The sequence below is a fragment of the Bacillus sp. BB081 genome (assembly GCF_008368895.1).
Lineage (GTDB): Bacteria > Bacillota > Bacilli > Bacillales > Bacillaceae_G > Bacillus_A > Bacillus_A wiedmannii.
Genome location: NZ_QOZX01000038.1, coordinates 1 through 17,727 on the forward strand (window position 1 = coordinate 1; position 17,727 = coordinate 17,727).

General features: G+C 33.1%; 13 protein-coding genes and 1 pseudogene. 1 reads left to right on the top strand and 13 read right to left on the bottom strand.

Features of this window, described 5'->3' with window-relative positions; all coding sequences use genetic code 11:
* Nucleotides 1-675: 675 nt before the first annotated feature.
* The 4 genes from DN394_RS17310 to DN394_RS17325 form a co-directional block, all read right to left on the bottom strand.
* Nucleotides 676-2,997, bottom strand: a complete 2,322-nt coding sequence (locus DN394_RS17310) for a bifunctional glycosyltransferase/dipeptidyl aminopeptidase/acylaminoacyl peptidase (protein WP_141545452.1) — start codon at nucleotides 2,995-2,997, stop codon at nucleotides 676-678.
* A 52-nt stretch (nucleotides 2,998-3,049) separates the two neighbouring features.
* Nucleotides 3,050-4,567, bottom strand: coding sequence for a glycosyltransferase (locus DN394_RS17315; protein WP_098705386.1), 1,518 nt, complete (start codon nucleotides 4,565-4,567; stop codon nucleotides 3,050-3,052).
* Between the two features lie 219 nt (nucleotides 4,568-4,786).
* Nucleotides 4,787-5,809: a hypothetical protein gene (locus DN394_RS17320; protein ID WP_098953455.1), complete on the bottom strand. Its 1,023-nt coding sequence runs from the start codon at nucleotides 5,807-5,809 to the stop codon at nucleotides 4,787-4,789.
* A gap of 296 nt (nucleotides 5,810-6,105) precedes the next feature.
* Complete coding sequence (locus tag DN394_RS17325; protein WP_098953454.1) at nucleotides 6,106-7,323, bottom strand: aspartate aminotransferase family protein; 1,218 nt, start codon at nucleotides 7,321-7,323, stop codon at nucleotides 6,106-6,108.
* Nucleotides 7,324-7,594: 271 nt separating this feature from the next.
* On the opposite strand from DN394_RS17325, the gene DN394_RS17330 reads away from it, so the two are divergent.
* A complete protein-coding gene (locus tag DN394_RS17330; RefSeq protein ID WP_149294034.1) occupies nucleotides 7,595-8,974 on the top strand; it encodes a catalase in 1,380 nt (459 codons plus the stop codon).
* A 125-nt stretch (nucleotides 8,975-9,099) separates the two neighbouring features.
* Here DN394_RS17330 and DN394_RS17335 read toward each other — a convergent pair whose 3' ends face one another.
* The 9 genes and pseudogenes from DN394_RS17335 to DN394_RS17375 all read right to left on the bottom strand — a co-directional run.
* Nucleotides 9,100-9,627: a hypothetical protein gene (locus DN394_RS17335; RefSeq protein ID WP_149294035.1), complete on the bottom strand. Its 528-nt coding sequence runs from the start codon at nucleotides 9,625-9,627 to the stop codon at nucleotides 9,100-9,102.
* Between the two features lie 112 nt (nucleotides 9,628-9,739).
* Nucleotides 9,740-11,494, bottom strand: a complete 1,755-nt coding sequence (locus DN394_RS17340) for an adenine deaminase C-terminal domain-containing protein (RefSeq protein WP_149294036.1) — start codon at nucleotides 11,492-11,494, stop codon at nucleotides 9,740-9,742.
* Between the two features lie 290 nt (nucleotides 11,495-11,784).
* Nucleotides 11,785-12,951, bottom strand: a complete 1,167-nt coding sequence (locus tag DN394_RS17345; RefSeq protein WP_149294037.1) for a serine hydrolase domain-containing protein — start codon at nucleotides 12,949-12,951, stop codon at nucleotides 11,785-11,787.
* Between the two features lie 230 nt (nucleotides 12,952-13,181).
* Nucleotides 13,182-13,688, bottom strand: a complete 507-nt coding sequence (locus DN394_RS17350; RefSeq protein ID WP_098209122.1) for a DUF3902 family protein — start codon at nucleotides 13,686-13,688, stop codon at nucleotides 13,182-13,184.
* A gap of 194 nt (nucleotides 13,689-13,882) precedes the next feature.
* A complete protein-coding gene (locus DN394_RS17355) occupies nucleotides 13,883-14,617 on the bottom strand; it encodes a signal peptidase II (RefSeq protein WP_149294038.1) in 735 nt (244 codons plus the stop codon).
* Nucleotides 14,618-14,632: 15 nt separating this feature from the next.
* Complete coding sequence (locus tag DN394_RS17360) at nucleotides 14,633-15,742, bottom strand: DUF58 domain-containing protein (RefSeq protein WP_001075955.1); 1,110 nt, start codon at nucleotides 15,740-15,742, stop codon at nucleotides 14,633-14,635.
* Entirely contained in the window at nucleotides 15,739-16,671 is a 933-nt protein-coding gene (locus tag DN394_RS17365; protein ID WP_149294039.1) for an AAA family ATPase, read from the bottom strand. Before DN394_RS17365 ends, DN394_RS17360 begins: the two co-directional genes overlap by 4 nt.
* Before the next feature lie 295 nt (nucleotides 16,672-16,966).
* Nucleotides 16,967-17,464: an SMI1/KNR4 family protein gene (locus tag DN394_RS17370; RefSeq protein WP_000790072.1), complete on the bottom strand. Its 498-nt coding sequence runs from the start codon at nucleotides 17,462-17,464 to the stop codon at nucleotides 16,967-16,969.
* A gap of 5 nt (nucleotides 17,465-17,469) precedes the next feature.
* Nucleotides 17,470-17,577: pseudogene (locus tag DN394_RS17375) on the bottom strand (sugar-binding protein); the annotation flags it as partial.
* Between the last annotated feature and the right edge of the window lie 150 nt (nucleotides 17,578-17,727).

Below are 17,727 nucleotides of genomic sequence, written 5' to 3' on the forward strand. Positions count from 1 at the left end.
TCCCACATGTGCCCCCACAATCCACTTCTGCATCAATTCCACTACCAGGGGTAATTGTAATTTTAAGACACACATCTAAACAAACATTATTCGTAGTACATGCCATAACTCTCCCTCCTTTCTCTTAACAATATATGCAGTTTATCGAATTTAGACACGACTCTCCTACTAAATTTTATAAATTAGCTGCTATTTTCTTATCAGTTTTATATATGTTTAATTTGTTATTAAACTAGATAAATTAATTAATAAATCCAGATCATCTTTTACTGAAATAGAAATACATGCGGTAAATGGTATTTACATTAAAATCAGATGAAAATTCATAATTGCACCTTAGAGATATTTCTGCCCCAACATTTGGATAGACCTTAATTTCTAAATACATATTAAAACACCTTTTATTGCTGTAAGAAAAGGTATTTCCTCCTTACTTGCATCTGATATTAAGTTATATAGAACTTATCGTTACTTCTTTATTTATTTTTTACTTGATATACTTAAAATAAGTTAAAATAAAAAAGTAAAAACCTCTTCATGTATTTTAAGAAGTTTTTACTTTTCACTTACACCTGAACCAAAATGGTAACTTTTTTAAATTTTGTTTTCATTCCAATACTCAACTTATACTCTATCCGTTGCTATTCTACGCTTATTAGTAAAGTAGCTTCCAAATTAAAATAAATCTTTAAAATCCCTATTCTTTAGTAAATAAGAAAGCCCTTCTACATGATCTCCAGTAATTCTCAATACAGCCGGTGGATGTCCTACTGTTGCAAAGTGCTCATTTGGACGAATACGATTTGGTTTCATTACATCTACAAAATGGACACATTCAACTTTATATCCTTCTAATATTGCCTTTACTTGCGCAACACACGCTGTATGAAGAGTATCCCAGCCAATTCCCTCTAAACATTTTCGACTAATAGCGTGGGGAACAGCAATTGTGGATCCCACACCTAAATCTTTACGATTACAAGCAATATTCAACATATATTTATATAAACTTACAATATATAGAGGAAATCTAAGATTTAAATTTAAATCATTTAAAACCATATCAACACCATCCGCAACAGCCTGCGTTAACGGATGAAGGTCTTTTGCTGGAATGGCAAAATCAGCATCAATAAAGAGAAGTATATCCCCTGTGGCTTTTTGTGCACCAATTGCCCGTCCTACATCATGCCCTAATCTTTCTTGATAAACAATTACGGTTGCTCCTAATTGTTTTGCGATTACTTCTGTCTGATCTGTTGATCCATTAATGACAACAATTATTTCTTTCGGTTCAACTTTTCTTGCCTCAAGAATAACTTCTTTAATCGTCGCTTCTTCATTTTGTGCCGGTATAATAATTGATAACTGTTTTCCATTATAAATTGATGAATTCATACCCCACCCTTTATGGAAACGCGAATAATTCTTTTGTTTTTTTAGCTGCTCTATAATTTCTCTTTTTCTTCCTCCATCTGTATAGTTACCTCTATCATCTTTTCGTTGTAACCAACTTTCCAAAGCTTTTACATTCTCTTTAATCTCACATACTTCTAATTTAGTAAATTCATTTTTATAGAAAGAGGTTTTGTTTGCGGGTATATTATTCAAGAAGGTGTTAGTGATGGCTGACGAGGAGTGTAGTCGCCACCCTTTCTCAATAAGGGTGATTTGGGAAAGAACTGGATTTTGCAAGGTGTCATATTCAATGTCTTCAATTGCTTTTTTAGTAATAGCATATGGCATAGATAACATCGAATCATATTTTAAATCCATACGCCCCAATACATCATTTACTATTTTTCTATACACCATAGCAATACTTGGCCATTCTACTCTCATCTTTTCAAAACATACGGAGTCTATGTTATTCAAGATTACATCCTGTTCCTTTTTCAGTAGTGGTTCTATAAATCGTTCTAATTCTACCGAAAAAATAACATCTTCTCCATTTAAAAATAAAATTACATCTCCATTAGCGATTTTCGCCCCATGAACTGGTGCTTTCCATTTATTTTTCTCTTCAATAACAACAACGTTACTCTCAACAAATGTAGGTATGGATTGTATCGCACTCATTCTATCATCAGCTACAATGATAATTTCTAATGGTTTTATATGGTGCAATTTGTTTAAAATTTGATTCAATTTCGATTTTTCTTCTCCTAAAACTATAACGACTGACAGTGCCACTTCTTTTTGTTCTTTTTTTACAGTCTGATTAGGCTTTACTTTTTTTATATATTCAATTGTTTCACTCTTACCTACAGCTGCATGCCCTGCTTTTTTATCGAAATATAAGTCTATTACAATTTGATTTACTTCTGTGTCTTTATCCAGTTGTTCTAATTCAAAAATGAATGGTATTAAATGATTTTGCACATCAAATTCACACGCGAAATTTTGCAAAAAATAAATATTCGGTACATATTTAATGTGATTAAAAAATTTCACAACATTAATTCTTTCGCCAAATTTCTCCTCAACTTCTTCTCTTGATAAACCTGGATAAGACAAATCGAAAACTAGATTTATTGGTACAGGTATCCATTTTAATAAATTTGTTTGAGGATTATTAATTAAAACTGTGGAGCCCTTAACGAATCCAGCTAAAATTAAAGACATAAACCCTCCCCCGGAACTGCCATAAAACAACACGTTTTCCGAATCAATATTTAACTTTGTAAATAATATTTCTAAAATATTTGCTATATCTTGTAAGTAAAATCTATCTAACTCCCCTTGTCCCCAACCTAAAGATAATTTTCCAAGATATAATGTAGGATCATTATAATATATAACAGTATCTTCAAACTCTTCCATCCAAGAATGTCTATGAAAAATAGGTGGACCAATTGGCTGTTCTTGAAATCCACCTGCTCCGGATCCAAAAACAATAGTGTTAGAAGCACCCGGCTTAATACGAATTAAAAATTCATACGTTACTTTACCCCAATCAACCTTGAGTATAAATGGTTCTGTAGTTTGAAAATCCATTTGCCATAATTCTTCATATGAAATGTTAATTTTTTTGTATTGGTCTAACAGTTTAATCACCCTTTCCATCTATTTCAAGGTGTTCTATTAAGTAAGAGAGAGCTTCAACGTGATCACCAATTATTCTTAATACCGCTGGAGGATGTCCATTATGACTTACATTCTCCATTAAACGAATTCTATTCGGTTTTACAACATCAACGTAATGTACACATTCTACTCTATACCCTTGTAATATAGCTTTTACTTGTGCAAGACTAGGGCATAGTAAACTTTCCCAGCCTATTGCATCTAAACATGATCTACTCATAGCATGTGGAATCGCTACTAATGAGCCATTACTTAATTCTGGACGATTATATGCTAAATTAAGCATATATTTTACGACGTCTACAACATAAAACGGAGGATGTAACATCGGATTCAAATCATTTAATGCTATGTCTACACCAGCTGAAACTGCTTTTGTAAAGTGATGCAAATTACTTCCTGAAACCCTAAAATCACCATCAATAAATAAAAGAATATCTCCAGTAGCTTCAAGCGCTCCAATAGCACGTCCAACATTATGACCAAGTCGTTCGTTATATTCAATAATAGTAGCACCAAGTCTTTTAGCAATATCGGCCGTTTGATCTGTCGAACCATTTACAACGACAATTATTTCTAGCGGTTCTATTTTTCTTGCCTCAAGTATTACTTGTTCTATAGTCTCTTCTTCATTTTGCACTGGTATAATGACAGATAGTTGTTTCCCGTCATAAATTGAAGAATGCATTCCCCAACCTCGATGATACGAAGGATACTGCTTGCTTTCACCTAATCTTTGAATAATATCTCTTCTTTTTCCTGCATCAGTAAACCCTACTCTTCTTCCCTTTTTCTCTATCCATTTAGAAATACCGATTAAATATTTTTCCACTTTCTCTTTTTCATTTTCTGATAATTCTTGCTTTAATAAATACCCTTCTTCTTCTAACATTTCATCTTCAGATAACGTTTTTATTGCATATTGATCGTTAATCCGCCAGCCTTGATTCACTATGTTCATATGAGCTAGAACGATATCTTTTATATAATCAAAGCCGATATTTACCACTACTTCTTTCGTAAGTGCATATGGTAATGAAAATATTGAATTGCTTTTTAAATCTGGTCGACATAAAATTTCATTTAACATTTTTCTCCAAACAATATCCATATTTGGACATTTACCAACTTCTATAAATTTATCTATTTTGTTTAATACTACATCAGCCTGATTTGTAATGACTGGCTCAATAAAATTCTTCATTTCATTTGAAGATAATAAAAAATTACTATCTACAAATAACAATACTTCTCCTTTTGCTGCCTTTACAGAAGCTTCATACCCATCATAATACGTATTATATTTATCCCTCAAAACAATATGGCATTTATGTTTCTTTGCTATTTCATACAAATTACTTCTATCGTTAGGAACAAAAATTATAATTTCAAGAGGATTTAGCTTCCATATAGATTGAATTGATTCTTCTAATATTTGCGCTCTTTCACTATACAAAATAATAACCGTTAACGATTTCACTACACTCCCCCTTTGCACATCATGTGACATAAAATATTAATACCATTTCCTATGAATTTGCTACTTTATTAACATATTCAAAAGTGAATTATACTGTGTAAAAACAACCGTCTATTTTTGAAAATATAAGTTCTACACTCGCTTCCTTCCTCTTATCATTGTGTGTTACAACAATCCCCATTTAAAAACAAAAAAAGCCCTAATTTCTTTAGGACTCTTTTAAACTAATTTATCAATATTATTAATTTTATATACTACCTTTTTCCATGTTATACCGCGATCTTTTGTATTAAATATTTCTTTTTTATTACACGCCCAACCTTTACGCCGATTAAAAAAATGCAAACAAAATACATTTTTTAACAATGGATTACTTGATACTTTGATCCATTTTGATCCTTTTTTTATTATTTGATACACACTTCCATTTTCACTATTTATAACCCAGCCATAATAGGAACTAAAAAACGAAACAGCCACTTTACTAGTATTTATTGTTTTATTTGAAATATGCCACGAATTCCCCTTATCAAATGAGTAATTCATTAAAAATTTATCATCATTCATTTTAGTTGGTATTACTAATAGGTTATTTTTATAGATTGCTTTATAAGCCATAGCAGTCCCAGCATTAATTCCTTCAAGACTTGGAATATCTTTTATAGCTTGCCAACTTTCCCCACCATTTATTGTTTTAAATAACGTTGATGTTTCATAATGTTTTTGTAATGAAATAAATCCGACTAAATCGTCTATAAATGTTATCCCTGAAATACTATCACTAATACTTATATTTTTTATTACTTTCCAAGCTTTCCCTTTCATTTTCAAATAGTATAAATTATGTTCAAATTTATTTGATGCAAGCTTTCTAGATAATACAATCCATATACTATCCATATTCGTAGCATGCAATTGCACTTGAACATCAGTCGATTTCTCCCACTCTTCTTCAACCGGTAAAATAAACTCACTCCATCTTTCCCCTCTATTAACTGTATAAAATATAGCTGGCAATAAATTGTCATTCGTTTTTGTTAAACCATATGCCCAAGAGCTTCGAGCATTTATTGGATATACAAATAATACAATTGAATTTAGAGGATTAACAACATCCCATTCTACTCCTCCGTTTCGAGTATATAAGATGGCTTGCTTTTTATTTGCATATTGAATACCAGCCCAACCAAATCTATCAGTTCGCATTTGTAAAGAAGTAAATTGAATATCATTATTTTCCAATATATCACCTCATTCTTATCATATATATATTCGTATGCTATTATTTTCAAAACGTTCTATCACTCGTTGTTAGTACCACTCGTTTTATCTACTATCTTTATATTTACTTTCTCTTTTCTTCAACAGTAAAATATCATTCAATCATGTATCAAATATAATGAAGTTCCTTCTATTTTTTTCGTTATCATTTACCAACAACTGTATTTTACAAAATTCAACTATAAAAAATGCACCCCAATTGTAAAACTATTTTTAACAATTAGAGTGCACTTTATATAAAATTTAGCTTTTAACTTTTAAGCACTTACTACAGCAGCAACTTTATCCATACAAGAAATAAATTGAGTAATAAATGCATCAATTTCTTCTTTTTTTATTATATATGGAGGAAGTAAACGGATGATATTCCCTTGTGTAACATCAACTAACATCCCTTTCTCCATTAGCTCTACCTGTAATTTCTTTACATTTTCATTCGTATCATTCAAACTAATTCCAAACATCATACCAGCATGGCGTACTTCCTGAATATAATAAGAATTTTCTTTCTGAATTTCTTGCAATTTATCATTTAGATAGTGTGACGTTTCATACGCTTCTTGCATTAAACCATCGTCAATCAATGTGTTTAATACCGTTAACCCTAAAGCCGTTCCCATTGAAGAATGAGCAAACGTTGTTCCATGATCTCCTGGTGCAAATACATCACATAACTTTTCACCTACAATAATTCCGCCAAGCGGTATCCCGCCTCCTGCTCCCTTACCAATTTGAATAATATCCGGAGTAATATTGAAATTTTGATAAGCAAATAGTTTACCAGTTCTCCCCATACCACTTTGAACTTCATCAACGATAAGAATAACATTATATTTATCACATAAGTTTTGAACACCATGTAAATATTCACTTGATAAAGGGTATATCCCCCCGCTTCCTAATACAGGCTCTAGCATAATCGCAATTGGATTTTCTTTAACGATTGTTTCTTCTAATTGCTCTATATTCTCACGCTCTACTTCATATACCGGAATCGATGTTTTAGGGAAATTTTGATATACACTTTCTTGTCTCGTGAAATGAAGTGCCCCTAACGTCCGCCCGTGGAAACTATTCTTCAGCACTACGATTCCTTCACGTTCTTCATGCGTATTAGCTCTATATTTATCAATTAATTTCAACGTCGTTTCTGTCGCTTCCGTACCAGAGTTTGTAAAAAAGACCTTTCCGTTTTTTAAAGAGCAGTCAACTAATTTCTTTGCATACTCAATCGCAACTGGATTTAAAAAATGAAATGGAAGATGCAACGATTTCGTAACTTGTTCCATTGTCATTTGCACGATTTTCGGGTGATTGTATCCTAATACATTCACTCCGACACCAGAAAATAAATCTACATATTCTTTACCATCCACATCATATAGTTTGCAACCTTCTCCTCTTTCTATCGCAACCTTCGTACGACAATACGTAGACATCATATATTCTTTATCTAATTGAAACCAATCCGACATTTTAAATTCCTCCTAGTTATTTTCCCTGTTTATTTATGTTCATTCTCTATAAAGTCATGTATAAATTCATTTTTTAGATTGAAATTTTCATAGTAATTTTCTTCCCGATATTCATTTTTCCATAATTTCTTCTATTTCAACAGGTCCACTACATGTGCATTTTTTTCATCTAGCGGTCTGTTACCATTTTGGACTTTGCGTGTCATACATAATCAAGGCTATGAAATCATATTTAGTAACAATGGACAAAAAAGATTTGGAGGCTATATAGATGGATGAAAACTATGATAAACAGGGGCAATCTTTACTAGGGAATGACTTTAATGAAAATAGAGAACGTAATGAACAAGCTATACTTCACTCACAAACAGTTGGTTCACGTGGACCTGTTCTAAAGCAAGATAGTGTACTTCACGAGACGCTACAAGAATTTATTCACGAAAAAATTTTAGAAAGACCTGTTCATGTAAAAGGATTTGGTGCGTTCGGTTATTTTCAAACGATCTATCCAATGTCTGAACATACTAAACTACGTTTTTTACAAAATTCTAATGCGAGAGTTCCTGTTATGGTGCGATTTTCATTAGCCGTTAGTACGAAAGGAACACCTGACACTTCTAGAAATGTACGCGGTTTTTCTACAAAGTTTTATACAGAAGAAGGCATTTTCGATCTTTTATGTAATCACATCCCTGTCTTTTCCGTTCGTGATCCGATGCGTTTCCCTGAAACGATTCAAGCGTTGTTACCTTCACCTATAAATAACTTAATAGATCCTAATAGATTTTGGAGCTTTGTCGCTAGAGCGCCTGAGTCCATTCATTTCGTTGTCCATTTATATTCTGATGCTGGTACGGCCAAAAGTCTTCGCCACATCCCAGGACATAGTGTTAATACATATGTATGGAGAAATGCAGAAGGTAATCGAAAGTATGTAAAGTATCATTGGTACCCCTTTGAAGGTGTACAATACATTACTAGTGAGGAAGCGAATAAACTGGCTGCCGAAAACCCTGATTATAGCGGGAAAGATTTATATGATGCAATTGCAAATGGTAAACCAGTGGAATACGGTTTATATGTCCAGCTCATGGACCCGAAAGATGAATCACATCTTTCTTATGACCCTTTAGATGATACAAAAGTATGGGATGAAAAGTCATACCCTCTTATACCAGTAGGCAAAATGGTATTAAACAAAAATCCTGAAAATTATATGGAAGAAGTAGAAAAAGTCGCCTTCTCCCCTTCTAATTTGCTAGACGGTGCAGAACTATCAGATGATAAAATGCTGCAAGGACGCGCTAACATTTATAGTGATTCTCAAAGAAGAAGACTTGGTTCCAAATTTCGCAAATTGGCGATTAACCAACAACAAAATTGGACGCCTGCTAATCAAATAACGAGCGGCGACGGAAGATACGTTGAAGGTAAACTTGAAAGAACTTCTATTACAAAACAGGATGACTTTACGCAGCCTACTGAATTTTATGCGAAGTTAAAACCGATTGAAAAAGAACATCTTTCTAAAAACTTAGCTAGTGATTTGAAAGTTATATCCGATGATATTAGAAAGGTAGTTTTAGGGTATTTTCATGAAGTGTCAGCTGATTTGGTGAAGAGGATTGCGAGTGCGATGCAAAAGGTTTAACGATATAAAAAAACGTCATTTTAAACATTAAAAATGACGTTTTTTTAGGGCGAGATTACTAGGGATTTCTATCGCTTTATTTACAATTATTAACGAAATTTTTCTCCTTCAAAATTTCCTTTATTTCATTTTAGATTATGGTACTCATTTCTCTTTTTCATATAATCTTTTTCACATTGCAACGGCTTGAATTTCACTTTTTTCCCTTTCTTCTTTTTCGTTTTTATAACGAGCCATTCCCCTTTTTCAACGTCTAGGTTTAGGCGTTTCATTACATTGATATTATCTTTTTCTTTATAAAGTAAAAATGCTTCTTTTGCACTCACAAATAAGCTGGGCTGCTCGCTAAATCCACCACTATCATAAATTTTAGTTAGCGAATTATAATAAGAATCATTTTCCTTTCCACCATACATCAAATGGGCAGCCTCCAGATTTCTTTTACTTACTTCCCAAAAACTATGTTCATCAATATTTAAATTAAATGTGGATTTAATATCACTTATTATATTCTTCACATGCTTGTCATCTCGAATTTTCCTTTTTTCAAGACAATCAGAAGATTGCCCTGGTGCACCCGTTTGAGAATGTACAACTTGTTGAATAGATACACATAATATAAATACACTTAAAATATACAATATTTTTTTCATACTTACGTTTCACCTCAAGTTATTTAGATACTATATTATTTGAGGCTCACAATATTCTTATGCTAACAATGTGAAAGGCCCTATAAATTGGACTTTTATAGGGCCTTTCATATTAACATTTCTTTATCAAATTCACTGGTGAAGCAATTACCTTACTACTTTTTACGTCATATAGTCCTATAGGTGTTACCCGTATAAAAGGCAGGTGCGTCGCAGAAAAGAATAAAATGGTAAATGCCGGATCGTCATACGCGTAACCACGCTCTTTTAGTAATTTCACCAACTGTTTCTCTTCCTGTATTAATTTATTCATTTTTAACTTAGACATAATCCCGAGCAATGGTAATGCGATTTCGTGTAATACTTCATTCTTTTCAGCTATTACCATTCCCCCGCCAAGCTCTTTTACTCTATGAAAAGCTGTAAGCATATCTTCTTTATTCTTCCCAATAAGAATGATGTCACCGGTACCAGAATATGAGCTAGCAAGGCCTCCTAATTTTTTTGCAAAGCCTTTTACAACTGTGTTCACTCGCCACGTACCATCACGAGCAATCATCATAAGAAAACACTCATCATGATCTAAAGAAAGTTCATCACAGTTTAAATCAATTTCAGTCGTGTATGGTTTTGTTATAACGTTATTTAATAAATATATACCCACTTTATGAGAAAAAATCATATCCTCTTTTTCTATGGACCAGTTTAATAATAGTGGAGTTACTTTGAATTTACTCCAGTCTATTTGTAATGATTCATTTTTATTTACTCCGTCACGCTTCACCCATTTCCCCTTTGCAATTACACTTATTGGAACCGGGTTTTCTTTACTTTCCAAAATATTCATATTAGCAATTCTACCTGTCGCAATTGAACCATGTAGATGTTCCATATTATAATAACGAGCGATATTATAGCTTGCCATATGATAAGCATCTATTATAGGCACTCCTTGTTTTATCGCGGTACATATCATTACGTTTGTCATGCCACTTTCATAAAACGAAGGATGTGAGCCGTCTGTAGTGAGAATGAATCTATCAAACTGCTTTACTCCTAGTTCCAACAATTCTTTCAGTAAAACTTCTAAATCTGGACGAATTGAAGAATTCCTAAGGGAAACAGTGTAACCTTGCATAAGACGAGTGAAAGCTTCCTGCCCTGTCATCGCTTCATGATCACAATCTGTACCTAGCAGTTTTAATTTCGCTAAAGTCGTTTCAGATGCACCTGGAAAATGCCCTTCTACTTTTTTATGTAATCGTTTTGTTTCTTGCACCCAATGTAACATTTCATCATCGCCATGTAATAACTTTGGCCACGCTGTTAGCTCGCCGCCTTGAAGAACTGCTTTATGCTTTAGCCACTCTATTATTTCTTCACGATTAAATAAAGATTCCCCGTTTTGCAATTCAGTTTGTCCATCAAAACGACACCACCAATACATACTTGCTGGAACCTTTTCAAATTCATCTAATAAACGAAATGCTTCTTCACGTTGTAATGTGAAAAATAAAGTTAAATTATCATTAATAAATGTCGTTGTCCCAAATTGCATCGCATGATTCGCTAAAGTTTCAGGGTTATATAATTGATATGGATGTGCATGGGGTTCTATGTAACTAGGAACTACATACTTTCCGTCACAATCAATGACTTCACAATCCGTTAATTGCTCTGGCAATTTCTCCCCTACGTATACAATTCGGTCACTATATACCCAAATATTTGCTACTGACCAATTACGTAAGTAAGAATTTAAATACGTTGCATTCTTTAATAAAATATGCGGGCTTCTCTTATCATCTACTACTTCGACATGTTCTCGTAATTGCTTGTTACTCCATCTAAACTGATTTTGTCCCAATGTATTTCACTCCAAATCAATTTACTTTTATTTATTAAAATTAAAACAATTAACAAACTAAAGTATTCTCCATTCATAACTCCCCTGTATAACCCCTATACCCTTCATTATATGGAACGATTGCAAAAATAACAATTTTCAAAATATACCTCTTTGATTCTCAATAAAAAAGGATGTCATGTAACCGACATCCTTTTTTATACTAAACTATAAGATTAAATTACACTTGATGTTATACTATGAATACTAATACTGTCCTTTACAGCAGGATCTCATTCGCATTCTTTCATCTATTTCTTAAATTCAATTTGCATCATTTTATTAAAATGTGTAAAAATATCAACCGGACCTAAAGAGTTAACATTGACAGCAAATGTATGCTTGCCTCCAATTACTCCGCCAGCAAAAGTCATAAACCCAGGAATTGATCCTCCGTGACCCCAAACTGAAACACCATTTGGAAGTTTAGTCTCATAGATTCCAAGACCATATGCATCACCAACCCCTTTTCCTTCTACAGGAACTGTAGTAAGCATTTCTTTTAGCTCTCGTTCCTTCAGTAACTTACCACTGAGTAAAAATGAAAAGAATTTATTTAAATCGTCCGCATTAGATATTATGTCTCCAGCTGCATTAGCTAAACTCGGATTATAATCCGTAATGTCTTTCAACTCGCTCGTTTCTTCGATTTTCACATACCCACGAGCATGATTCTTTCCTGGGATGACGGGTGAATTTCCTGGTAAAAACGTATTTGACAAGTCCAAAGGTTCAATAATTCGCTTTTCAATTTCTTCCGCATAACTATTACCAGTTATTTTTTCAATAAGCATTCCCAATATTACATATCCAGTGTTTGAATACAGCCAGTCTTTACCCGGCGAGAAATCTGGAGGTAGAGAAAGTCCTATTTTCACTATTTCTTCTGCCGTATACGTTTTTTTCGAATTCATTATATCAGCGTCTTTTGATTTTAAATATTCAGCTATACCACTCGTATGATTCAAAAGTTGGCGTATCGTAATTTGATTTCCATCATACCCATTTCCTTGAATAAGACCTGGTAGCCACTTCTCAATTGGATCGTCAAGTTGTATGCGCTTTTCTCCTACTAATTGAAGAACAGTCGTGGCGGTAAAAGTTTTCGTCACACTACCAATCCGAAAGCGATAATCCGATTTCACCGGTTTCTTTGTACTTAAATCCGCCACGCCAGCAGTATAACTATTAATTTTCCCTTTATTAGACGTCTTAGCTAATACCCCTGGCGCTCCAATTTGGATTGTTTCCTGCATGACTCGTTTCCATCCATTCCGATTCTTTTGATCCTGCGCTTCTGACGAATTAGAAATATTTTGAGTAGACTCTGCTTTTACAGTAAAACCTGGTGTAAATAGAGTAGTACCCGCTATTAACACTGCCAAACTTCCTAACTTTATTGAAGTACATTTTTTCATAAGGTTCTCTCCTCTTTTAAAATCGTATTGATTCAAGTTATACCTTAATCCTAAATGATAAAACTTTCTTTTTTCTTATCCATTCCTTACGAAATACTTACTTTCAAAATTAGACGACCAGATGAGGAAAAGTCATGTATGAGAATCAAAAAAGAACGTGTTTTCAATTTATGAAAACACGTTCTCTTACATAATTAAAACCCTATATCAACTTGTCATTTCATTCACTTTTACCATCCTGCACTAGCGTTCATGCCATTTCCGATAATAGTAAGTAGTAATGGCCACAGTACTGGTGCTAACGTAAGAAATAGATTTAGCAGTATAAGTATTCTATATCTTCCAGGGATATTATAATTTTTACGATTAACAAATACTACAAAAACTAATAATATTATGGTCGTTACAAATAAAAGTAACACTAACAACCAATACCAAACCATTAAACTGAGACTCCATGGCTGTAATAGCTCGTGTACAATACCAAAGATGATTCCCAATACGGCAAAACTAAAGGTAGTAACTGTTGCTTTAATAAACAATTTACTTAACTTTATATCGTATGTATACTTACAATATAAATCTATTAACGTGTATAAAGATAAAAATGCCATTAATACGCCTATCCAAGACAATAACCAGTCTCCATCCCCTTTGAATAATAAGAACAGCAACCAACACATACCTACTGCAGAAAAAACAAAGGAAATAAGTATGCTTTTTAATACCGATTTCATTACATTTTCACACCCTTAAAAAACTTAAAAATTAAGTATAATTTATAAAAATTAAGTATAGGTTAACATGTAATGAAGTATAAGTAAATAAAGTTAATTTACAATTAATTTCGTTTTCTTATTGAAGACGATTTCATATATAAAAATGATTCATGTTAATCAAATTTCTCTACAAAAAAAGAAAAGGTGGATATTTATGTATCCACCTTCCCATCTCCCTCTACCCACTTCATTATTTCTTCCACATCTAACTCCTTATACGTCTTTTCTCCATAACGGACAGACTCATATATCGGAATAATATCTCGCGTTCTACAAATTCTGCTTAACCATTGTTGCATCGTTTCATATGACCTTCTCTGTTCGTGAAATGGTAAAGTTCTTTCCCATTCAACTAACGTTTTCCTTATCGTATCTTTAGGTAACGGCTGTTCAAACTGCTGCTTCACTTTCTTGTTCTTTTCGGTTCTATCCGTATTTTCTTTTGTTATCGATTGTTTATCCTGTTCTATTTCTGATTGCTTTACCTTTTTCCTCATTAATTTATACAAAACATATAGAATGACCACTGCAATAATTAAATAAAAAACGACACTAATCCATGCATTTGAAAGAACAGAAAACACATCAGTCCATGAATTTTTTCGTACAAAAAGTGGAATTTTCCTATCTATTTTTGTTCTTGTATCTATAACTCCTGTTTCTTCATCTATAATACTTTCAGGTTCATCAAACTGTGCTTCTACACTAGTAAAATCATAGTTTCTTTCCGATATTGTCTCCGTCTTACTAGAAAAAAGCCCTTTTACTATGTCTTGTACATGCACAACACCTTGTGATAACGTTATCGCACTAACCGTAAAGAAAAGTATCATGAAAACTTTAACACTCCAAATCTTCCCTTTCATATGTCGCTCTTTATTAGCCATGACATAAACCCCTTCTTATTCTTTTATTACAACCCATTTATTCGTTCTACTATATTTCTTTGGTGAAGTACCAAGAATTAAAGGAACCGCATCCAGTTCTTTACGACGAAAGCCTGCTGTGTAAAAATAAGAAGAAGATACAGGAATATCTTGGTCCGATATTGCGGCAAGTACTTTTAATACATTTTGCAAATGTTTCCGGTTATGACCGTTCTTTATATGCAACAATCCATTATCTTTTACACAATTGATCCATACTTCAAATGAACAGTTTTGCATGAGCAGTTGTTTACATATGCCTGCCGTTAATTCAATTAGTTCCTCTGTATCATTTCGCAAAGAAATACCGCTTTTATTTTGCAAGTTGAGATATATCGCATATTTATCAGATTGTGTTCGCTCGTACTTTTTCGCAGTTATCGTCCCTGTTTTCGCTGTTGCACTCCAGTGGATAGAACGAAAATCTTCATTTTCATACGACTTCACTCCCATTACTTTCGTTTCATCATATAGCGGTGAAGACATCGCTTTTCGAAATCCTCGTGACCATTCTTGTAATTCAGGAACTTGCATTTTTGGAACAGCTGGTAAAACTAAATAAGACGGCGTTTCAACTTGTTTAAATGTTATATGGTTCGTTATGAATCCAAAAGGATCCGTAATAACAATTTCTACTTCTTCCCATTTCGCAATTCCTCTTTTTACAGCTACAGCTTGCAAATCAAATGAAACTGACTCTCCTCCTTTTAAATTAAAATTCATATAATAATTTGAACCTGTACTATGATTTTTATTTAGTTCCTCATGATTCCAAGTTAGCTTATTTTCACATTTAAATCGAAATACGATATTAAAAATAGGGAAAAACGACTTGTTTGAAATTTTCATTTTGCACATATTCGTTTCACCTATAAAAACATTTGAATTCCCTTGCCTGTATTCCCATTCAACACGAGATACTTTACGTATGTATACATACATAGCACCTATTAAAATCACATACAAAAATACGAGAGATAATAAGAGTAGATTACTTGAAAATACACTTAAAATAACGGCTACAACTGACATAACTCCCATTACGAAAGGCTCCGCTAAAGGTGTATACACAAGCTGTTGATTCATCGTACATTCTCCACTGGCACACTAATCGTATGAAGAATTTCTTTCATGATTTGTTCTTTCGTCGTTTTCATCTCTCCCTCAATCGTTAATGTTAAACGATGAGCGCAAACGGATGCAGCGAGTAATTTTATATCATCTGGCGTACAGTAATCTCTTTCATTTAATAATGCCCGTGCTTGAATCGCCCTCATAAATGCCAACGTCCCCCGAGGACTTACACCAATTTCAATTAACTCATGCTTACGCGTTGCCTCAATAATTTCAAGAAGATAATCTTGCACATCATTCCCTACTAAAACTTCTCTTGCACGCTTTTGCATCGTAATAATTTCTTCACTTGAAATAATAGAATGTAACGTTTCTAACGGATCGTTCATTTGAAACCGATTCATCATTTCCTTTTCTGCTTCTCTCGTAGGATAACCTTGCCGAATTGTGAGTAAAAACCTGTCTAACTGAGCATCTGGTAACGGAAATGTACCCGCTGATTCTAGTGGATTTTGCGTTGCAATTACTAAAAAAGGTTCTGGTAATGAATGTGTCTGCTTCGCAATTGTAACAGTACGTTCTTCCATAACTTCCAGTAATGAAGATTGTGTTCTCGGTACAGCTCGATTAATTTCATCCACTAATACTATATTTGCAAAAATAGGGCCTAATCTTGTTTTAAATTCCGATTCCTTTACATCAAAATATTCAAGACCGATAACATCTCCAGGCAAAGTATCCGCTGTGAATTGAATTCTTTGGAACTTAGCGTCCACGCTTTTAGCCAAACTTTTCGCTAATGTTGTTTTTCCCGTACCAGGTACATCTTCTAATAAAATGTGCCCTCTTGCTATGAGAGCTATTGCTGCAAGTTCAATCGATTCATCTTTTCCTATAATAACTTTCGAAATATTATTAGTGATTTTCTTTAATGTACTCATATATTAACCTACCACCTTTAAATTTTCTAAAAATTAAGAATATATACTTTCCAAATTATAACATATGGCACAAAGTTGAAACAGAGCAACAAGCAAACTTATATTTTTTCTTTACTCCACGTAAAAAAAGCACCTATTGTCGTCCGTTGACAATGAAGTGCTTAACTCTCTTGATTTTCATATTGGGCATTTGATACCTTATATAAATACATTATCTTTCCTCTCTGCACAAATGAATAAGTACGTACTTTCAAAAACCCTTTCACTTTCTTATCCCACTTAAAGGCTCTCTTTTTCACTCTTGATCATCATAAGCATCTCCAAGTGATTCAAATTCACTCTTTAGCCAATACCAATATTGTCCATTGTTCTTAATAAGTTTTTCAAGTAAGTCAGTGAATGAAGTTGCGATAATTTGCGTCTCCCCAACTATTCCATGTCGATCAAAGAAACTATCATAACATCTACCTAATCTCTCTTCACTAAGATCTATTGTTAAATATTCATCCTTACCATCATTGCATATAATATACCAATTTGATGAAATATCTTCTTCACATAATTCTCCTACAATTACGGGATTAGCCAAAATAAACTCCTCTGGGTTAACAATATGAATAGGATATTCCTTATTTTCAAATAAAGTTAGGCCACCACAAAGACTATAAAATTCTTTTAAATCACCTGGTAGCATATGCTTATTCTTATCAATTATCGGTAATTCTGTAGGCTCCTGAACTCGACAATTAGGTAATGATTTTACTTTTTTAATCAACTGATTAATATTTTTCATCTAAATTACTCCCTAAAATTATATTGATTAAAGGCCCTATAATACTCTTGTCTAGCTAAACGTGGTACATTCGCAGCATCAAACATTTTTTCCGTCAATTCTTGTATTTCTTTTGCTAATGTATTTTCAATTATATAATACTAGTAATTTCTGTTAACCTTAATTCATAAAAATAATTTTTAAACATTTATAACATGCCTATCTAATAAAAAAGCGCTTGTTGTCTTTCGTAGACAATCAAGCGCTTTAAGTTCATATGTTTT

Bases quoted from the DNA above. Each gene is read 5' to 3' on its own strand.
- DN394_RS17310 (WP_141545452.1), bottom strand. From the start codon at position 2,997: ATGGATTTTCAAACTACAGAACCATTTATACTCAAGGTTGATTGGGGT.
- DN394_RS17325 (WP_098953454.1), bottom strand. From the start codon at position 7,323: ATGTCGGATTGGTTTCAATTAGATAAAGAATATATGATGTCTACGTAT.
- DN394_RS17330 (WP_149294034.1), top strand. From the start codon at position 7,595: ATGGATGAAAACTATGATAAACAGGGGCAATCTTTACTAGGGAATGAC.
- DN394_RS17335 (WP_149294035.1), bottom strand. From the start codon at position 9,627: ATGAAAAAAATATTGTATATTTTAAGTGTATTTATATTATGTGTATCT.
- DN394_RS17345 (WP_149294037.1), bottom strand. From the start codon at position 12,951: ATGAAAAAATGTACTTCAATAAAGTTAGGAAGTTTGGCAGTGTTAATA.
- DN394_RS17350 (WP_098209122.1), bottom strand. From the start codon at position 13,688: ATGAAATCGGTATTAAAAAGCATACTTATTTCCTTTGTTTTTTCTGCA.
- DN394_RS17355 (WP_149294038.1), bottom strand. From the start codon at position 14,617: ATGGCTAATAAAGAGCGACATATGAAAGGGAAGATTTGGAGTGTTAAA.
- DN394_RS17360 (WP_001075955.1), bottom strand. From the start codon at position 15,742: ATGAATCAACAGCTTGTGTATACACCTTTAGCGGAGCCTTTCGTAATG.
- DN394_RS17365 (WP_149294039.1), bottom strand. From the start codon at position 16,671: ATGAGTACATTAAAGAAAATCACTAATAATATTTCGAAAGTTATTATA.
- DN394_RS17370 (WP_000790072.1), bottom strand. From the start codon at position 17,464: ATGAAAAATATTAATCAGTTGATTAAAAAAGTAAAATCATTACCTAAT.